This is a genomic window from Pseudomonas sp. RIT623, from assembly GCF_004519305.1.
Lineage (GTDB): Bacteria > Pseudomonadota > Gammaproteobacteria > Pseudomonadales > Pseudomonadaceae > Aquipseudomonas.
Genome location: NZ_SOZA01000004.1, coordinates 38,147 through 57,222, shown reverse-complemented (window position 1 = coordinate 57,222; position 19,076 = coordinate 38,147). Strand labels below are relative to the sequence as shown.

General features: G+C 63.5%; 15 protein-coding genes. 3 read left to right on the top strand and 12 right to left on the bottom strand.

Annotated elements, in window-relative coordinates; genetic code table 11:
* Positions 1–14 precede the first annotated feature (14 nt).
* The 4 genes from E3U47_RS04540 to rpsU form a co-directional block, all read right to left on the bottom strand.
* Positions 15–3,758: an EAL domain-containing protein gene (locus E3U47_RS04540; RefSeq protein WP_134689819.1), complete on the bottom strand. Its 3,744-nt coding sequence runs from the start codon at positions 3,756–3,758 to the stop codon at positions 15–17.
* A 119-nt stretch (positions 3,759–3,877) separates the two neighbouring features.
* On the bottom strand, positions 3,878–5,728 hold the full coding sequence (gene rpoD, locus E3U47_RS04535; protein ID WP_134689818.1) for an RNA polymerase sigma factor RpoD: 1,851 nt from the start codon (positions 5,726–5,728) through the stop codon (positions 3,878–3,880).
* Between the two features lie 67 nt (positions 5,729–5,795).
* On the bottom strand, positions 5,796–7,787 hold the full coding sequence (dnaG, locus tag E3U47_RS04530) for a DNA primase (RefSeq protein ID WP_134689817.1): 1,992 nt from the start codon (positions 7,785–7,787) through the stop codon (positions 5,796–5,798).
* Positions 7,788–8,069: 282 nt separating this feature from the next.
* The gene (rpsU, locus tag E3U47_RS04525) at positions 8,070–8,285 is read right to left on the bottom strand and encodes a 30S ribosomal protein S21 (RefSeq protein WP_003255575.1); all 216 of its coding nucleotides are present in this window, start codon (positions 8,283–8,285) and stop codon (positions 8,070–8,072) included.
* A gap of 205 nt (positions 8,286–8,490) precedes the next feature.
* Here rpsU and tsaD point away from each other — a divergent pair, with 205 nt between their 5' ends.
* Positions 8,491–9,516: a tRNA (adenosine(37)-N6)-threonylcarbamoyltransferase complex transferase subunit TsaD gene (gene tsaD, locus E3U47_RS04520; protein WP_134689816.1), complete on the top strand. Its 1,026-nt coding sequence runs from the start codon at positions 8,491–8,493 to the stop codon at positions 9,514–9,516.
* A gap of 25 nt (positions 9,517–9,541) precedes the next feature.
* Here tsaD and plsY read toward each other — a convergent pair whose 3' ends face one another.
* Entirely contained in the window at positions 9,542–10,111 is a 570-nt protein-coding gene (plsY, locus tag E3U47_RS04515) for a glycerol-3-phosphate 1-O-acyltransferase PlsY (protein WP_134689815.1), read from the bottom strand.
* Positions 10,112–10,185: 74 nt separating this feature from the next.
* Here plsY and folB point away from each other — a divergent pair, with 74 nt between their 5' ends.
* On the top strand, positions 10,186–10,542 hold the full coding sequence (folB, locus tag E3U47_RS04510; RefSeq protein WP_110994292.1) for a dihydroneopterin aldolase: 357 nt from the start codon (positions 10,186–10,188) through the stop codon (positions 10,540–10,542).
* The gene (folK, locus tag E3U47_RS04505) at positions 10,533–11,042 is read left to right on the top strand and encodes a 2-amino-4-hydroxy-6-hydroxymethyldihydropteridine diphosphokinase (RefSeq protein WP_134689814.1); all 510 of its coding nucleotides are present in this window, start codon (positions 10,533–10,535) and stop codon (positions 11,040–11,042) included. Before folB ends, folK begins: the two co-directional genes overlap by 10 nt.
* Positions 11,043–11,151: 109 nt before the next feature.
* Here the strand turns inward: folK and E3U47_RS04500 are convergent, their stop codons facing one another.
* The 7 genes from E3U47_RS04500 to apaG form a co-directional block, all read right to left on the bottom strand.
* On the bottom strand, positions 11,152–12,249 hold the full coding sequence (locus E3U47_RS04500) for a multifunctional CCA tRNA nucleotidyl transferase/2'3'-cyclic phosphodiesterase/2'nucleotidase/phosphatase (protein ID WP_134689813.1): 1,098 nt from the start codon (positions 12,247–12,249) through the stop codon (positions 11,152–11,154).
* Between the two features lie 57 nt (positions 12,250–12,306).
* The gene (locus E3U47_RS04495; RefSeq protein ID WP_134689812.1) at positions 12,307–13,875 is read right to left on the bottom strand and encodes a SpoVR family protein; all 1,569 of its coding nucleotides are present in this window, start codon (positions 13,873–13,875) and stop codon (positions 12,307–12,309) included.
* Entirely contained in the window at positions 13,872–15,143 is a 1,272-nt protein-coding gene (locus E3U47_RS04490; RefSeq protein ID WP_134689811.1) for a YeaH/YhbH family protein, read from the bottom strand. The genes E3U47_RS04495 and E3U47_RS04490 overlap by 4 nt, the downstream gene beginning before the upstream one ends.
* 125 nt (positions 15,144–15,268) lie before the next feature.
* Positions 15,269–17,191, bottom strand: a complete 1,923-nt coding sequence (locus tag E3U47_RS04485) for a PrkA family serine protein kinase (protein ID WP_134689810.1) — start codon at positions 17,189–17,191, stop codon at positions 15,269–15,271.
* Positions 17,192–17,474: 283 nt separating this feature from the next.
* A complete protein-coding gene (glpE, locus tag E3U47_RS04480) occupies positions 17,475–17,804 on the bottom strand; it encodes a thiosulfate sulfurtransferase GlpE (protein ID WP_134689809.1) in 330 nt (109 codons plus the stop codon).
* A gap of 13 nt (positions 17,805–17,817) precedes the next feature.
* Positions 17,818–18,675, bottom strand: coding sequence for a symmetrical bis(5'-nucleosyl)-tetraphosphatase (locus E3U47_RS04475; RefSeq protein WP_134689808.1), 858 nt, complete (start codon positions 18,673–18,675; stop codon positions 17,818–17,820).
* Positions 18,675–19,055 carry a Co2+/Mg2+ efflux protein ApaG gene (gene apaG / locus E3U47_RS04470; protein ID WP_134689807.1) on the bottom strand — a complete coding sequence of 127 codons (381 nt, stop codon included), beginning with the start codon at positions 19,053–19,055 and terminating at the stop codon, positions 18,675–18,677. Before apaG ends, E3U47_RS04475 begins: the two co-directional genes overlap by 1 nt.
* Positions 19,056–19,076: the final 21 nt, after the last annotated feature.

Genomic DNA, 19,076 nt, shown 5'->3' with positions numbered 1-19,076 from the left:
GCAGGTGCGCCGGATTATAACGAGGGTTTCGATAGCGTGCCATCCGAAAGATCCGTTTGTGCTATGCGAAGAAACGTAGCGGCGAATTCCGCTGGCGGCAGCGGCAGGCTGACGATGTAGCCCTGGATCTGCTCGCAGCCCTCGGCGGCCAGGAAGCGCTGCTGCGCCTGGTTTTCCACGCCTTCGGCAATGATCGTCAATTGCATGCTGCGCCCCAGGGCGATGATGGCGCGGGCGATGGCGGCGTCGTGGGGGTCGTCGGGCAGGCCGCGGATGAACGACTGGTCGATCTTGAGGATGTCCAGCGGCAGGCGCTTGAGGTAGCTGAGCGAAGAGTAGCCGGTGCCGAAGTCGTCGATGGCCAGTTGCACCCCCAGCTGCTTGAGCTGGTGCAGTACGCTCAGGGCTTCCTCGGCCTGGCTCATGATGAAGTTTTCGGTGATCTCCAGTTGCAGGTCGCCGGCCTTGAGCTGGTAGGTGCGCAGCAACTGCTCGATGCGTTTGGCCAGGTTGGGTTGGCGCAGCTGGGCACCGGCCAGGTTCACCGACAGCGGGCCGAAGGCGTGGTAGGCCTTCTTCCAGTGGTGCATCTGGCGGCAGGCTTGCTCCAGCACCCAGTCGCCCAGCTGGAGGATGCTGCCGTTTTCCTCGGCCAGGTGGATGAACTGCTCGGGCGGCACTTCGCCGAAGGTTGGGTGGGTCCAGCGGATCAGCGCTTCGGCGCCGACCAGGCTCTGGGTCTTGAGGCTGAACTTGGGCTGGTAGCACAGGCTCAGTTCGTTGCGCTCGATGGCGCGGCGCAGTTCGTGCTCCAGGGCGATGCGTTCGCTGGCCTGGGCGGTGAGGTCGCGGGTGTAGGCCTCGACCCGGTTGCGGCCCTTGGCCTTGGAACGGTACATGGCGGCGTCGGCGTTGCGGATCAGGTTGGCGACGTCGGTGCCGTCCTGGGGATACAGGCTGATGCCGATGCTGGCGCTGGTGAAGAATTCATGGTCGCCGGCCTGGAAGGGCGCATGGAAGCCGGCCAGCAGCTTGTTGGCGATGGCGCTGGCGTCGCTGGGCTTGTGCAGTCCGGGTAGCAGGATGATGAACTCGTCGCCGCCCAGGCGGGCCACGGTGTCGACATCGCGCACCTGCTCCTTGAGGCGTTGGGCGATGCCCTTGAGCAGCAGGTCGCCGACCGGATGGCCGAGGCTGTCGTTGATGTGCTTGAAGCGGTCGAGGTCGAGGAACAGCACCGCGCCCTGGCGGTTGGACGCCTGGGTGCAGGCGAGTGCCGCTTGCAGGCGGTTCTCGAACAGGGCGCGGTTGGGCAGGCCGGTCAGCGGGTCGTGGTGAGCCTGGTAGTCGAGCTTGGCCTGGGCGTGCTTGAGGCTGGAGATATCGGCGAACACGGCGACGAAGTGGGTGATCTCGCGCTCGTGGTTGCGCACTGCGCTGATGGTCAGCCAGCCGGGGTAGAGCTCGCCGTTCTTGCGCTTGTTGTAGATCTCGCCCTGCCAGTGGCCCTCGGCGGTGAGCTGGTGCCACATGGCCGCGTAGAAAGCGCTGTCGTGCTGGCCGGAGGCGAGCAGGCGCGGGGTCTGGCCGAGGGCTTCGCTCTCGCTGTAGCCGGTGATTTCGCTGAAGGCGCGGTTGACCGCGCTGATGCGCTGGTCGGTGTCGGTGATCAGCACGCCTTCGGCGGTGTTCTCGAAAACCGTGGCGGCCAGTTGCAGTTTTTCCTGCATCAGGTGGCGTTCGGTGATGTCGCGGGCGATGGTCAGCATGCAGTCGACGCCGCCAATCGGCAGGGGGCGGGCCGACAACTCGCACAGGCGGATCTGCCCATCGCTGCGGCGCAGGTGGCAGCTGAAATCGCGGACGAAGCCATCGCGTTGCAATTGCTCGATCAGGCGTTGGCGCTCGCCCAGGTCGACCCAGATGCCCAGGTCCAGCGAGGTCTGGTCGACGTTGGGGTCGACTTCGTAGCCGGTCAGGCGGCGGAAGCCTTCGTTGACCTCCAGCAGCAGGCCGTCGCTCTGGCGCGACAGCAGCAGGCCGTCGGGGGAGGCGTGGAAGGCCTTGGCGAATTTCTCTTCGGAGGTCTGCAGCTGTTGCTGGGTTTCCTTGAGCTGGCTGATGTCGCGGATCGCCACCACCAGCGCCGGGGTGCTGTCGAGCTCGAAGGTCTCGGCCGAGGTCAGGCCGGTGAACAGCTGGCCATTGCTGCGCCGGAAGGTCATCTCCAGGTTGCGGATGCCGCCGCGGTGCAGGCGTTCGAGCAGCGTCGGGCCGGTCCCGGCGACGCCCCACAGGCCGAGCTCGGTGGCGGTGCGGCCGATGACCTGGGCCGGCCCCAGGCCAATCAACTCCTCGAAGGCCTCGTTGACCTCCAGCAGGCAGCCGTCGCTGTGGCGGGCTATGACCAGGATGTCCGGGCATTGCTGGAACACCGAGGCGAACTTCTGCTCGGACAGGCGCAGGGCGGCTTCGGTGTGCTTGGTTTCGCTGATGTCGATCATCAGTCCGCGCATCAAGGGTTTGTGGCCGTGCTTGATCATGCTGACGATGTTGCGCACCCACAGGGTGTGCCCGTCGGCACGGATCACCCGGTAGTCGAGGCTGTGGTCGCGACCGGCGGCGGTCTCGCTGTCGCAATAGGCCTGGGCCCAGAGCGCATCCTCGGGGTGCAGGATGCTGCGCCAGAAGCCGGGCTTGAGCCATTCGCCGGTAGGGTAGCCGAGCAGGTCCTCGGCATGGGGTGAGACGTAGCTGTAACTGAAGTCGTTGGCATCGGCCTCCCAGGCCACTGCCGAGAGGCTTTCGATCAGGCCGCGGTAGTGGTATTCGCTGCTGCGTAGCTCTTGCTCGAGGGCGATGCGTCGGGAAATCTCCGAGCTCAGCCGACGGTTGATGCGGATCACCACGGCGAGGATGGCCACCAGCAGCAGGACGCCGGGCAGGCCGTAGAGCAGGATGTCGCGCCAGAAGGTCCGTTGGTCGACGACGTTGCCCACCCAGCGTTGCTGGATTTGGCTGACCTCGCCGCTGCTCATGTCGGCCATGACCTTGTCGAGAATGCCCACCAGCATCTTCTGCTGTTGCGGCACGGCCATGGCCAGCTGGTAACGGTAGGGCGTCTCGCCGCTCACGTACAGGCCGTCGAGCTTGAGCTGGCGCAGGCTCCAGATGCTCGAGGCGAGGTCGCCGACCACGGCGTCGACTTCATCGGTGGCCAAGGCCTGCAGTGTCGAGCTGACGTTGGGCATGGCCACCAGGTTGAGGTCGGGGTGGTGAGCGCGCAGCAGTTCGTGGGGCGCGTAGTTCTCCACCACCGCGACCTTGAGGCCATACAGGTCCTTGAGGTTGCGCGGTTGCGCGCCACCGGCATGGGCGAGGATGACGATGGGGAAGTCCAGGTAGGGGCGGGTGAAGGCCAGGTAGGCCTGGCGCTCTGGAGTGGACATGATCCCGGGCAGCAGGTCGAGGCGGTTGCCGCGGGCTTGTTGCAGAACTTCGGTCCAGCTGCTGGGTTCGACCGGCTTGAGCGTGATGCCCAGGCGTTCCTGGATCAGGGCAATGTAATCGGCGGCCAGTCCCTGGTAGCGGCCTTCCTGGTCGCGAAATTCGAACGGCGGCCATGAAGCGTCTACGCCCAGGCGCAGCTGGGGGTGGGCGCTGAGCCAGGCTTGTTCCTCGTCGGTCAGGGTCAGGGCGCCGGCCGTTGTGTTCCAGGCGAGCAGGATCAGCAACAGGAGGGCCGGCATAAAGGGCATAGCGGCCTCTCGATCAGGTGAACTGATTCGAGTGTAGACGGGCATCCGGGCCGCGGGGTAGGCGCTGGCAATGACCTTCTGTCACAAAAGAAAAACCCCGGCCTGGGCCGGGGTTGGTCTTACTCGTCGAGGAACGAGCGCAAGTGCTCGCTTCGCGTCGGGTGGCGCAGCTTGCGCAGCGCCTTGGCTTCGATCTGACGGATCCGCTCGCGGGTCACGTCGAACTGCTTGCCGACTTCCTCAAGGGTATGGTCGGTGTTCATGTCGATGCCGAAACGCATGCGCAACACCTTGGCTTCGCGCGCGGTCAGGCCCGAGAGCACGTCGCGGGTCGCTTCCTTGAGGCTTTCGACCGTGGCCACGTCGATCGGCGACTGCATGGTGGAGTCCTCGATGAAGTCGCCCAGGTGGGAGTCTTCATCGTCGCCGATCGGCGTTTCCATGGAGATCGGCTCCTTGGCGATCTTCAATACCTTGCGGATCTTGTCCTCAGGCATTTCCATGCGCTCACCGAGCTCTTCCGGGGTCGGTTCACGGCCCATTTCCTGGAGCATCTGCCGGGAAATACGGTTGAGCTTGTTGATCGTCTCGATCATGTGCACCGGGATACGGATGGTGCGCGCCTGGTCGGCGATCGAGCGGGTGATCGCCTGGCGGATCCACCAGGTGGCGTAGGTCGAGAACTTGTAGCCGCGACGGTATTCGAACTTGTCCACCGCCTTCATCAAGCCGATGTTGCCTTCCTGGATCAGGTCGAGGAACTGCAGGCCACGGTTGGTGTACTTCTTGGCGATGGAGATCACCAGACGCAGGTTCGCCTCGACCATTTCTTTCTTGGCGCGGCGGGCCTTGGCCTCGCCGATGGACATGCGACGGTTGATGTCCTTGATTTCGACGACGGTCAGGCCGGTTTCGGTCTCGAGGTCGATCAGCTTCTGCTGGCAGGCGACGATCGCGGCGTCCTTCTCACCCAGGGCGGCGGCCCATTTGGTGTTGCGCTTGGCCAGGTCACCGGACCAGGTCTGGTCGGTTTCGTTGCTCGGGAACAGGCGCAGGAAGTCGGCGCGCGGCATGCGTGCATCACGCACGCACAACTGCATGATGGCGCGCTCTTGCTGGCGCAGACGGTCCAGGGCGCCACGTACACGCTCGACCAGAGCGTCAAATTGCTTGGGCACCAGCTTGATCGGCATGAACAGGTCAGCCAGCGCCTGCATGGCGCCGATGCTGTCCTTGTGGCCACGACCGTGCTTCTTCAGCACTTTGAGGGTATCGACCAGCTGATCCTTGACTGCACCGAAACGCTGCGCGGCCACGACCGGGTCCGGACCGCTCTCGGTCTCTTCCTCGTCATCGCCGTCGGCGTTTTCTTCTTCGTCGTCGTCGCTCTCTTCCTTCGCGGCAGCGGCCTTGGCGCCGGGGATCGGCACTTCTTCGGTCGGTGCGGCGATGTTGTCGTCAGGGTCGATGTAACCGCTGAGGACATCGGACAGGCGGCCACCTTCGGTGGTGACGCGGTCGTATTCGCCGAGGATGTAGTCGACAGTGCCCGGGAAGTGGGCGATGGCGCCCATGACTTCGCGGATGCCTTCCTCGATACGCTTGGCGATTTCGATCTCGCCTTCGCGGGTCAGCAGCTCGACGGTACCCATTTCGCGCATGTACATGCGCACCGGGTCGGTCGTGCGGCCGATATCGGTCTCAACTGCCGCCAACGCTGCGGCGGCCTCTTCGGCTGCGGCTTCGTCAGTGTCGGCTTCCGCCAACAACAGGGCATCCGCATCCGGAGCACTCTCGAATACGTTGATCCCCATGTCGTTGATCATGCGGATGATGTCTTCCACCTGCTCCGGATCTGAAATATCCTCAGGCAGGTGGTCGTTGACCTCCGCGTAAGTCAGGTAACCCTGCTCACGACCGCGGGTGATCAACTCTTTGATACGAGATTGCTGTTGCGCTTTTCCGGACATAACACCCTATCCACTGAAGGTCTTGGCGGGCAAAAAACAAGCCGAGGATTATACCCGAGCATGGACCTCACGCGCCAGATGAGGTCGGGTTTTGTGCGGGAACATTCCTGCTGAGCAGGGCGAGCAGCTGAGATTTTTCCTCTGCGTTCAACTCGCTTTGACGTGCTTTCCTGAGCAGATGTTCCAGGCTGCGCTCGCGTTGGCGGGCGGACAAGCTAGTTATAGTGTCGAAAAACTGTTGTTCAAGGTTGTCGGCATCTATCAACCATTCCTTCTCGGCCAGGGCGCGCAGCAGGCGGCCTTGTTCGGTGCCGTGCCAGCGTGCGATCAGCTGCATAGAGCTTAGCTTAGGATTCTTCTGCGCGGCTTCGATCAGCGCCACCAGCAACTGGCTGTAGAGTTGCTCTTCGTCGGCGAAGTGGCTGGCGTCCTCGACCTTGCCGGCCAGTAGCGGGTGATGCAGCAGGGTGCGCAGCGCCGAGAGCGTCGGTGGCTCCACCGGCGCCGGTATCCGTGGCGGCGCTTCGCCGCGCTGGCCGTCGCGCTGCCAAGGCTTGCCGCCTTTCTTGTCCCAGGGCTTGCCGTCCCACTGTTTCTTGCCGCCGCCCTTGTTCGGTGTCCACGGGCGTTGTTCTTGCTGGTGCGCGCCGTAGTCGGGCTGGTACGCCTGCTCGGCGTAGTCCGGCGTGTAGCTGGCCATGGCGTCGTAGTCATAGCCGGGGTCGTAGTCAGGTACCTGGCTGGGGGCTGGTGCCTGCTGCGCCAATTGTTCCATCTGCTGCGGGTCGAGGCCGGTGATGTCCTTCAGGCGGTTGCGCATCAGCTGGCGCAGGTTGGCGCCTGGCACCTGCTCGATCAGCGGCGCTGCCAGGGTCACCATATGCGCCTTGCCTTCCAGCGAGCGCGGGTCGGCCTCGTTGCTCAACTGCTCGAAGAAATAATCGGCCAAGGGCTGGGCGTGCTGGTTGATGCGGGCCTGGAAGGCGTCGGTGCCTTCGGCGCGAACCAGGCTGTCCGGGTCTTCGCCCTCGGGCAGGAACAGGAAGCGCGCGCGGCGCCCGTCCTGCAGGCTCGACAGGGTCGATTCCAGGGCGCGCCAGGCGGCCTTGCGCCCAGCCTGGTCGCCGTCGAAGCAGAACAATACGCTGGGCACCACGCGGAACAGGCGCTTGAGGTGCTCTTCGCTGGTGGCCGTGCCGAGGGTGGCCACGGCGTTGCGCAGGCCTTGCTGGGCCAGGGCGATGACGTCCATGTAGCCTTCGACCACGATGACTTCGTCGAGGTTGCGGTTGTGCTTGCGTGCCTCGTACAGGCCATACAGCTCCTGGCCCTTGTGGAACACCGGGGTTTCCGGGGAGTTCAGGTACTTGGGCTTGTCGTCGCCCAGGACCCGGCCGCCAAAGGCGATCACCCGGCCGCGGCTGTCGCGGATGGGGAACATCACCCGGTCGCGGAAGCGGTCATAGCGCTTGCCGCTCTCGGCGTTCTCGATCAAGAGGCCTGCGTCGATCATCACCTTTTGTTGCAGGCTGTCGGCGCCCAGGTGCTTGAGCAGGTTGTCCCAGCCCGGCGGGGCAAAGCCCAGGCCGAAGTCGCGGGCGATCTCGCCGGACAGGCCGCGCCCCTTCAGGTAGTCCACCGCCGCCTTGCGGGTGGGGTGGCCACGCAGGGCCTGGCGATAGAATTCGCTGGCCGCCTCCAGCAGCGGGTACAGCGGCGAGTCGGTGGGTTGGCGCGGCTTCTGCCCGCGGCGGCCTTCTTCGCGGGGCACTTCCATGCCCGCCGCGCGGGCCAGCTCCTCGACCGCCTGGGGGAAGTCCAGGTTGTCGTGGTCCATGATGAAGCCAAGCGCGTTGCCGCCGGCGCCGCAGCCAAAGCAGTAGTAGAACTGCTTGTCGGGGCTGACGGTGAAGGAGGGTGACTTCTCCTTGTGGAACGGGCAGCAGGCAGACAGGTTCTTGCCGGTCTTTTTCAGCTGGACGCGCGAGCTCACCACATCGACGATGTCGGTGCGGTTGAGAAGGTCATCGATGAAGCTTTGGGGAATCAGCCCGGCCATGGCAGTCTCGTCATCTGGCAACTGGCAAGTCTAAACGCTTGTGCGCGGGTTTTGGTGTGAGGGTGCGGCGGAGAAGAGGTGTTGTGCTCGTCACCAGCCCGCAAGGGGCTCGTCAGAAAGGACGTGCACGCCTGGTCAAAGACCAGTTCTGACGTGTTGCGGCAGGTTGCCCATGGCTTTTGCCGGGGCACCCAAGGCGCATGGCCAAGGGCTTGAAACGGCCGCTGCCATCAGCCCGGCACGAGGCCGGGCGGGGCAGAAGCTTTGCGTAGAACGGCTGTATTAGTACAGACGAACGGCGCGGCGCTGTTCGCGCTGAACCTTCTTGGCGTGACGCTTTACAGCGGCAGCGGCTTTGCGCTTACGCTCGGCGGTCGGCTTCTCGTAAAACTCGCGGCTACGAACTTCAGCCAGTACACCGGCTTTTTCGCAGGAGCGCTTGAAACGACGCAGAGCTACGTCGAAGGGTTCGTTCTCTTTAACTTTGACGGCTGGCATCCAGGGCTACCTTAATTCATTACCGGGGTAGACGTGCTCCTGGCAAAACATAAGGTGTGCTGGAGAACGTCGGTTTTCAAGGGTTGCGGATGTTAACCCTTAGCTGGCCGGAATGCAAAGCCTCTGATCGAAAACCGCTGGTCGGCACAAGGTACGGGGACTATCATGCGCGCCTTCGAATTCAGCCTCGACAAGGCACGGACCCATGCTAGTACTGGGATTGGAAACATCCTGCGACGAAACTGGCGTCGCATTATACGACAGTGAACGCGGCCTGCTGGCCGACGCGCTGTTCAGCCAGATCGACCTGCACCGCGTCTATGGCGGCGTGGTACCTGAGCTCGCCTCGCGCGATCACGTCAAGCGCATGCTGCCGCTGATCCGCCAGGTGTTGCAGGAGGCCGACTGCGTCGCCACCGAGATCGACGCCATCGCCTACACCGCGGGTCCCGGCCTGGTCGGCGCGCTGCTGGTGGGGGCCTCCTGCGCCCAGGCGCTGGCGTTTGCCTGGGATATCCCGGCGATCGGCGTACACCATATGGAAGGCCACTTGCTGGCGCCGATGCTCGAGGAGCAACCGCCGGAATTTCCGTTCGTCGCTTTGTTGGTGTCCGGCGGCCATACCCAGCTGGTACGAGTCGATGGCATCGGCCAATACGAACTGCTGGGCGAGAGCCTCGACGACGCCGCGGGCGAAGCCTTCGACAAGACCGCCAAGCTGATTGGCCTGAATTATCCGGGCGGCCCCGAGATCGCCCGCCTGGCCGAGCAGGGGACGCCGGGGCGCTTTGTGTTCCCGCGGCCGATGTGCGACCGGCCTGGCCTGCAGTTCAGTTTCAGCGGCCTCAAGACCTTCGCCCTGAACACCTGGCAGCAGTGCCGCGACGCCGGGGACGACAACGAGCAAACCCGTTGCGACGTGTCGCTGGCGTTCCAGCAGGCGGTGGTGGAGACTCTGACCATCAAGTGCAAGCGCGCCCTCAAGCAGACCGGCCTCAAGCGCCTGGTCATCGCCGGTGGCGTGAGCGCCAACAAGGCCCTGCGCCTGTCGCTGGAACAGATGCTGGCGAGCATCAAGGGCAACGTCTATTACGCTCGGCCACGTTTTTGCACCGACAACGGTGCGATGATCGCCTACGCCGGTTGCCAGCGCCTGTTGGCGGGGCAGCAGCAGGACCTGGCGATCAGCGTGCAGGCGCGCTGGCCGATGGAGCAGTTGCCGGCCGTCTGAAACCTGGCCGGCTCGGCGGGCGCCATCAGAAATGGCGCTCGCGCCCGGCGAACAGGTCGCGCAGATTGTTGCGGTGGCGCCAGACGATCAGCAGGGTCAGCACGGTCATCGGCAGCAGCGCCTCGGGTTCGCGCCAAGCCAGCAATGGCAAGGTCAGCGGCGTGGCGATCAGTGCCGCCAGCGAGCTGGTGCGGGTGAGGTAGAAGGTCAGCAGCCAGGCGCCGATGGCCAGCAGCGCGGCGGGGAAGTACAGGGCCATGAGCATGCCCGCGGCGGTTGCCACGCCCTTGCCGCCCTGGAAGCGGAAGTAGATCGGGAACAGGTGCCCGAGCACCGCGCAGACGCCGACCCAGGCCTGTTCTTGCTGGTCGAGACCGGCCAGGCGGGCCAGCAGCACGGGCAACATGCCCTTGCACAGGTCGCCGAGCAGCGTCAGGATCGCCAGTTTGCGGCCCGCCAGGCGTAGCATGTTGGTCGCGCCGGCATTGCCGGAGCCGCTGGAACGTGGGTCGGGGCTACCACTGAGGCGGCTCAGGACGATGGCGAAGGACAGAGAGCCGAGCAGGTAGGCAAACAGCGCCAGTGACCAAAACATGCTAACTATTCCGGGCGAGGACGCCCTGATTCTAACGGCGCCCGTCGCCCTTGTCGTGCTGTGGAGAGAAGTGCTTGGACAGAGTGTTCATCGAAGGCCTGGAAGTCGATACCGTCATCGGTGCCTATGACTGGGAGCGGGATATTCGCCAATGCCTGCGCCTGGACCTGAGTTTCGCCTGGGACAACCGCCCGGCCGCCGCCGGTGACGACCTGTCGCTGGCGCTGGACTACGCCAGCGTTTCGGCACGGGTACAGGCGTTCGCCGAGCAGGCGCGCTTCGAGCTGGTCGAGACCTTCGCCGAGCGCCTGGTGGCGGTGTTGATGGCGGAATTCAACATTCCCTGGGTGCGCCTGAAGCTCACCAAGCCGGGCGCGGTACCGGCGGCCCGTGGTGGTGTTGGCGTGGAGATCGAGCGCGGATGTCTCTGAGCACGGTTTACCTTGGGCTGGGCAGCAATATCGACCGCCACCAGCATCTGTGTGCTGGCCTCGATGCCTTGGCGGCGATTCTCTCGGACATGCGCTGCTCGCCGGCCTTCGAGAGCCAGGCGGTGGGCATCAAGAGCGGGCCGTTCATCAATTTCGTGGTGACCGGCAAGACCGACCTGCCGCTGATGGAGCTGGACCGTCGGCTCAAGTTCATCGAGGCCGACAACGGCCGCTATGCGCCAGACCGCAAGGGGCTGCCGTTGGATATCGATGTGCTGATGTACGACGACCTGCACGGCGCCTTCGATGGGTTGGTGCTGCCCAGGGCAGAGATCCTGAAGAATGCTTTCGTGCTGTGGCCGTTGTCGTTGCTCGCGCCGGCGCTGGTTCACCCGGGGGTGGAGAAAAGCATGGCGCGGTTGTGGCAGGAGGCGCAGATCGACCAGGTGCTGGCACCGGTCGCCTTCGAGTGGCGGGGGTTGCAGCTGACTCCGGCGTAAGCCTGTGCCGGCCCTTTCGCGGGCAAGCCCGCTCCTACAGGGTATCGTCATCGTTGCCGGTGAAGGGTTACCTGTAGGAGCGAGCTTGCTCGCGAAGAGGCCGGTAGCGTCAGCCGAGCTTGTAAGCCTGGAGCGCTTTCAGCCGCTCGCCCTTGAGCGCCTCCCCCAAGCCTTGCCCGCTTAGCCCGGCCTCCACCAGCGGCTTCACCTCCACCGCCCGCACCGCTGCCGCAGCCCCGCGCAAATAGTCGGCCTGTGGATAACCGGCATCGCCCTGTGCCATTGCACACGCAGCAATGAAATCCTCGAACCGCTGCGGTCGCCGATATACGTCGAACTTCTGCAACATTTCCAGCAAACTCGCAGGGGGCAACTGCAAGGCGTCGTCAGCATGCCCGGCAAACTCCCCCACCAGAACGGCCAGTTCCTGGCATTCACGGGGGGCCTTGAAGCGCTGGTTGAGTGCCTTGATCGCCGCCGGCTCCAGCCCGCGCAGCAGGCATGCCCAGCGTACCGCCAGCGGCTGCTGGTGCTGCGCGGCCTGATGCAGCGCCGCGAGTGTATCCTTGCCGTTTTCCAGCTCCGGCATCAGTTCCTTCAGGGCACCCGAATCACGCAACACCTGGACGAACACTTGCGGCTCGCTCTCCATCAGCGCCCGCTCGATCTCCTTCCAGCTGCGCTCAGCCGTCAGCGCCTGCAATTCGCCGGATTCGGCGATCTGGCGCATCAGTGCCAGGGTTTGCTCAGCGACATGGAAACCCAGCGGCGCATAGCGCGCCGCAAAGCGCGCAACGCGCAGCACGCGCAGGGGATCTTCGGCGAACGCCGGGGAAACATGGCGCAGGATACGCTGTTCAAGATCGACCTGGCCGCCGTAGGGATCGTAAACCGTACCCTGTTCATCCTCGGCCATGGCATTGATGGTCAGGTCGCGGCGAATCAGATCTTCCTCGAGAGTGACCTCGGGGCTGGCGTGGAAGGTGAAGCCGCCGTAACCGCGCCCGCTCTTGCGCTCGGTGCGGGCCAGGGCGTACTCCTCGCCGCTTTTCGGGTGGATGAACACCGGGAAGTCGGCGCCAACCGGGCGAAAGCCCTGGGCTTGCATCTGTTCGACCGTGGCGCCGACCACCAGCCAATCGATATCGCTGACCGGGCGACCGAGCAAGCGGTCGCGCACGGCGCCGCCAACCTTGTAGATATGCATGTGAAACCTCCATTACTGGCCACAGGATACCCTGTCGCCGGTAATGGAGGTGGCTGGCTAGAGGTGATGCACCACGGCCAGGTCCATGCGCCCGTAGTCGCCGGCCTCGCCATGCTCGCCGCGAGGCGGCATGTGGTGGGTCTTCATCAGTTGGTCACCCTGCACGGTCTCCAGGTGAATGTCGAAACCCCACAGGCGGTGCAGGTGCTTGAGCACCTCCTCGGTGGAGTCGCCCAGGGGTTTGCGGTTGTGTTGCTGGTGGCGCAGGGTCAGCGAACGGTCACCGCGGCGGTCGATGCTCCAGATCTGCACGTTGGGTTCGCGGTTGCCGAGGTTGTACTGCGCGGCCAACTGCTCACGGATGGTGCGGTAGCCGTCTTCGTCATGGATCGCCGGCACCAGCAGGTCGTCACGCTGGTCGTCGTCGAGGATGCTGAATAGCTTGAGGTCGCGCATGACCTTGGGCGACAGGTACTGCAAGATGAAGCTCTCGTCCTTGAAGCTGCTCATGGCGAACTTGATGGTCGACAGCCAGTCGCTGCCGGCGATGTCGGGGAACCAGCGGCGATCCTCCTCGGTGGGGTGCTCGCACATGCGCCGGATGTCGGTGTACATGGCGAAGCCCAGGGCGTAGGGATTGATGCCGCTGTAGTAAGGGCTGTCGAAGCCTGGCTGGAACACCACGCTGGTATGCGATTGCAGGAACTCCATCATGAAGCCTTCGGTGATCAGGCCTTCGTCGTACAAGTCGTTCATCAGGGTGTAGTGCCAGAACGTTGCCCAGCCTTCGTTCATCACCTGGGTCTGGCGCTGTGGATAGAAATACTGGGCGATCTTGCGCACGATGCGCACCACCTCGCGCTGCCAGGGTTCCAGCAGTGGTGCGTGCTTTTCGATGAAGTAGAGGATGTTCTCCTGGGGTTCGGCTGGGAACCGCGCATCGTCTCGCTCGCCGGCCTTTTCCGAGCCTTTGGGGATGGTCCGCCACAGGTCGTTGATCTGCTTTTGCAGGTGTTCCTCACGCTCCTTCTGGCGACGCCGCTCTTCCTCGGCGGATATCGGGTAGGGGCGCTTGTAGCGGTCCACGCCGTAGTTCATCAGGGCGTGGCAGGAGTCGATCAGGTCCTCGACGGCATCGATGCCGTGGCGCTCCTCGCACTGGGCGATGTACTGCTTGGCGAACACCAGGTAGTCGATGATCGAACTGGCGTCGGTCCAGGTGCGGAACAGGTAGTTGCCCTTGAAGAAGCTGTTGTGGCCGTAGCAGGCGTGGGCAATCACCAGCGCCTGCATGCACATGGTGTTTTCTTCCATCAGGTAGGCGATGCACGGATCGGAGTTGATCACGATCTCGTAGGCCAGGCCCATCTGGCCACGGCTGTAGGATTTCTCGGTGCTGAGGAACTGCTTGCCATAGGACCAGTGGTGATAGCCCAGCGGCATGCCCACCGAGGCGTAGGCATCCATCATCTGTTCGGCGGTGATCACTTCGATCTGGTTGGGGTAGGTGTCCAGGGCGTAGCGCGCGGCCAGGCGGCTGATCTCGCGGTCGTAGGTCTGGATCAGCTCGAAGGTCCACTCGGAGCCCGTGGAAATGGGTTGGCGTCGCTGTTCTCTGGCGGTCATGTGGCTAACCTGCGCTGGAAGAGTTCACGGAAGACCGGGTAGATATCGCCGGCCGATACCAACTGTTGCTGGGCGAAGGTGTCGGGGTAGGCTTCGCCGATACGTTCGTACTCGTACCAGAGCGCCTGGTGTTCGCGCGGGGTGATCTCGACATAAGTGTAGTACTGCACATGCGGCATGATCTGGTTGGCCAGGATGTCGCGGCAGATCGGCGAGTCGTCGTTCCAGTTATCGCCGTCCGAGGCCTGGGCGGCATAGATGTTCCAGTCGCTGGCCGGATAGCGCTCGGCCATTACCTCCTGCATCAGCTTGAGGGCGCTGGAGACGATGGTGCCGCCGGTTTCGCGGGAGTAGAAGAACTCTTCCTCGTCGACTTCGCGAGCGCTGGTGTGGTGGCGGATGAATACCACCTCGATGCGGTCGTAGTTTCGCTTGAGGAACAGGTACAGCAGGATGAAGAAGCGCTTGGCGATGTCCTTGGTGGCCTGGGTCATGGAGCCGGAAACGTCCATCAGGCAGAACATCACGGCCTTGGAACTGGGGTTGGGCTGCTTGACCAGCAGGTTGTACTTCAGGTCGAAGGTGTCTAGGAACGGCAGGCGGTTGATGCGCGCCTTGAGGCGTTCGATCTCGGCCTCGGTGTCCTGGATGTCGGTGAAGTTGTCCGGTTCCTCGACCTTGAGCCGGTCCAGCTCCTTTTGCGCCTCGCGCAACAGGGCGCGGCTGCTGCCGGTCAGGGCGATGCGTCGGGCATGGGCTGAGCGCAGGGTGCGGACGATGTTGATGCGCGAGGGGTTACCTTCGTTGGCGATGCCGGCGCGCACGGTCTTGAAGGTGTCGGCGCCAGTCAGGTGGCGCTTGACCAGGTTGGGTAGCTCCAGGTCCTCGAACATGAATTCGAGGAATTCTTCCTGGGTGATCTGGAACACGAAGTCGTCCATGCCCTCGCCGGAATTGCCGGCCTTGCCACGGCCACCACCACCGCCGCCACCTTGCGGGCGGGCGATGTGTTCGCCGGCGGTGAACTCCTTGTTGCCGGGGTGGACGATGGTCTGCTTGCCGCCACGCCCGTGGTGCAGCACCGGTTCGTCGATGTCACGCCCGGGAATGCTGATCTGCTCGCCATGCTCCATGTCCATGATGGAGCGGCGGCTCACGGCCTCTTCGACGGCCTTCTTGATGTGCTCGCGGTATCGCCGCAGGAAACGCTGGCGGTTGACCGTGCTCTTGTTCTTGCCGTTCAGGCGTCGGTCGATGACGTAGCTCATGGGCCCTCCGGTAGCTGGGTACAGCTGCAAGCTTCAAGCTACGAGCTGCAAGCCAAAGCAGTCGCCGCCACCACGGGCGAACGGTGCGCCGAAGCGCACCGCGCAGCAACCGTGGCAGGCCGCTCTTACTGCGATTTCCTGACCCGCAGATACCATTCCGACAACAGGCGCACCTGCTTGTCGGTGTAGCCACGCTCCACCATCCGGGTGACGAAGTCGTTGTGTTTCTGTTGATCCTCCTTGCTGGCCTTGGCGTTGAAGCTGATGACCGGCAGCAGGTCCTCGGTGTTGGAGAACATTTTCTTCTCGATCACCACCCGCAGTTTCTCGTAGCTGAGCCAGCTGGGGTTCTTGCCGTTGTTGTTGGCTCGGGCGCGCAGCACGAAGTTGACGATCTCGTTGCGGAAGTCCTTCGGGTTGCTGATGCCGGCCGGCTTTTCGATCTTCTCCAGCTCTTCGTTGAGGGCGATGCGGTTGAGGATCTCGCCGGTTTCTGGGTCGCGGTATTCCTGGTCCTGGATCCAGAAGTCGGCATACAGCACATAGCGGTCGAAGATGTTCTGGCCGTATTCGCTGTAGGACTCCAGGTAGGCGGTCTGGATCTCCTTGCCGATGAACTCGATGTAGCGCGGCGCCAGGTATTCCTTGAGATAGCGCAGGTAGCGCTCGCGTACTTCGGCAGGGAACTGCTCCTGCTCGATCTGCTGCTCCAGCACGTACAGCAGATGCACCGGGTTGGCGGCAATCTCATGCGGATCGAAGTTGAATACCTTGGACAGGATCTTGAAGGCGAAGCGGGTCGACAGGCCGTTCATGCCCTCGTCGACGCCTGCCGAGTCGCGGTACTCCTGGATCGACTTGGCCTTGGGGTCGGTGTCCTTGAGGTTCTCGCCGTCGTAGACGCGCATCTTCGAGTAGATGTTGGAGTTCTCCGGCTCCTTGAGGCGTGAAAGCACGGTGAACTGGGCGAGCATCTTCAGGGTGTCGGGGGCGCAATGAGCCTTGGCTAGCGAGCTGTTGATCAGCAGCTTGTCGTAGATCTTGATCTCGTCGCTGACACGCAGGCAGTACGGCACCTTGACGATGTAGATACGGTCGATGAACGCTTCGTTGTTCTTGTTGTTGCGGAAGGTGTGCCATTCCGATTCGTTGGAGTGGGCCAGCAGGATACCGGTATAGGGGATCGCCCCCAGGCCTTCGGTACTGTTGTAGTTGCCTTCCTGGGTAGCGGTAAGCAGCGGGTGCAGCACCTTGATCGGTGCCTTGAACATCTCGACGAATTCCATCAGGCCCTGGTTGGCCCGGCACAACGCGCCCGAGTAGCTGTAGGCATCGGCGTCGTTCTGCGGAAACTCCTCGAGCTTGCGGATATCCACCTTGCCGACCAGGGCGGAGATGTCCTGGTTGTTCTCGTCACCCGGTTCGGTCTTGGCAATGGCGATCTGGTTGAGAATCGACGGGTAGAGCTTGACCACCCGGAACTTGCTGATGTCGCCGCCGAACTCCTGCAGGCGTTTGGTGGCCCAGGGCGACATGATGGTATTGAGATAGCGGCGCGAAATGCCGAACTCTTCCTCGAGGATCGCACCGTCCTCGGTGGCGTTGAACAGCCCGAGTGGCGACTCGAAGACCGGCGAGCCCTTGATGGCGTAGAACGGCACCTTTTCCATCAGTTGCTTGAGCTTTTCGGCCAGTGACGACTTACCGCCGCCTACCGGGCCCAGCAAGTAGAGGATCTGCTTCTTCTCTTCCAGGCCTTGGGCGGCATGGCGGAAGTACGAGACGATCTGGTCGATGCACTCTTCCATCCCGTGGAAGTCGGCAAAGGCCGGATAGCGGCGGATCACCTTGTTGGAGAAGATCCGCGACAGCCGGGAGTTGGTGGAGGTGTCGATCAGCTCTGGTTCGCCGATGGCCAGCAACAGCCGCTCGGCCGCCGAGGCGTAGGCGCTGCGATCCTCTTTGCACAGCTCGAGGTACTCCTGCAGCGAAAGTTCTTCCTGGCGGGTGGACTCGAAACGTTGTTGGAAGTGGCTAAAAATGCTCATGACGTCACCTCGCTCGATACGTGGAGACGACGCCGGATCAGTCAGCTGATGCTGGCATGCAACCGGGCTCGCCGATTGCTGTATACCCCCCAGAACACCCTGTAACGCTACCGATGACCCGCACGCCGGTGTACCGGCTCTCCCCTTTTTTGGATGGCCTGGGCTTAAGGATAGTTGGTTATACGAGAGGTCAAGGGCGCGGAGCAGAGAAGACGCCTACGACCGTTCGTCAGGTCGGGCGCAAGCCCGCACGGAGCGCGGGCTGCAGGAAAAATGAAAAAAATTATTCAGCGCTGCCCTGGGCGGTTTCCGCCGGGTAGGTGCTGCGCCACAGCTCGAAGCCACCATCGATGCTGTAGACGTTGGAGAAGCCCTGGCCCACCAGGTAGGCGGCGGCGCTCTGGCTGGAATTGCCGTGGTAGCAGACTACCAGTGTAGGCGCGTCGAGGTCGGCGCTGCGGATGAAGTCGGCTACCGAGTGATTATCCAGATGAGTGGCGCCGGCGATGTGCCCGGCGGCAAACGCCTGTGGGTCGCGGATATCGACCACGATCGCACCTTCGGCACGCAGGGCGAGGGCTTGCTCTGGGGAGATACGCTTGAATTCGCTCATGGGTGCGGGTCCTTCATGGCTGATCGTTGAGTGATACCGGCGGGCGAGGGGTGCCTTCGCGGGTGCAGTCGCAGCGGTGCAACTCGCCGCTGTCGACATTGTACAGGGTCATCGCGCCCCCCCAGACACAGCCGGTATCCAGGGCTATCACGCCAGGGGCGTCGACCCGGCCTTCGAGGGCAGCCCAGTGACCGAAGATGATTTTCACATGACGCGAGCGGCGGTCCGGGTGAGCGAACCAGGGTTTATAGCCTTTGGGCGCGCTGTCGGCGCCTTCCTTGCTCTTGAGGTCGAGCTTGCCGGCGGCGGTGCAGAAGCGCATGCGTGTGAAGTAGTTGGTGATCACCCGCAGGCGTTCGATACCGCTGAGGTTCTTGCTCCACTTGTTCGGCTCGTTGCCGTACATGCCGTCCAGGTAAAGCTTCAGGCGGGTGTCGTCGCGCAGCACTTGCTCGACCTCGGCCGCCAGCTCCAGGGCGCGGCCCAGGGTCCATTGCGGCGGGATGCCGGCGTGGACCATGGCGATGCCGCGGGCCTCGTCGTAATGCAGCAGCTTCTGCTGGCGCAACCAGTCGAACAACTGGTCGGCGTCAGGTGCCTCGATGATTTCGCGCAGGGTATCGCTTTTTTTCAGGCGCTCGCCGTTGTGCCAGGCGGCCAGCAGGTGCAGGTCATGGTTGCCCAGCACGCAGACCAGCGCATGGCGGATCGAGTAGAGATAACGCAAGGTCTCGAGGGACTCGGGGCCGCGGTTGACCAGGTCGCCCACCAGCCACAGGCGGTCGACGGCCGGGTCGAAGCGCACGCGTTCGAGCAGGCACTTGAGTGGTTGCAGACAGCCTTGCAGGTCGCCGACGGCATAGGTGGCCATCAGTGCAGCGCCCCGGGCACGGCCAGGCGGAACGGCGCGATCGGCGCATCGAAGCGTTTGCCGTCTTCGGCGAACATCTGGTAGCTGCCCTGCATGGTGCCGACGCGGGTGCTGATTACCGCGCCGCTGCTGTAGGTATGGCTCTGGCCGGGCTCGATCGATGGCTGCTGGCCGATGACTCCGGCGCCGCGCACTTCCTCGACTTCACCGTCACCGTTGGTGATCAGCCAATGACGGGACATCAGCTTGGCCTTCAGCGTGCCGTTGTTGTGCACGGTAATGGTGTAGGCGAAGGCGAAACGGCTGCTTTCGGGGTCGGATTGGTCTTTGAGGTAGCGGGTCACGACGCTGACGTCGATTTGATAGCGGGGGTCGGACATGCAAGGGCCTTGGGCGAACTG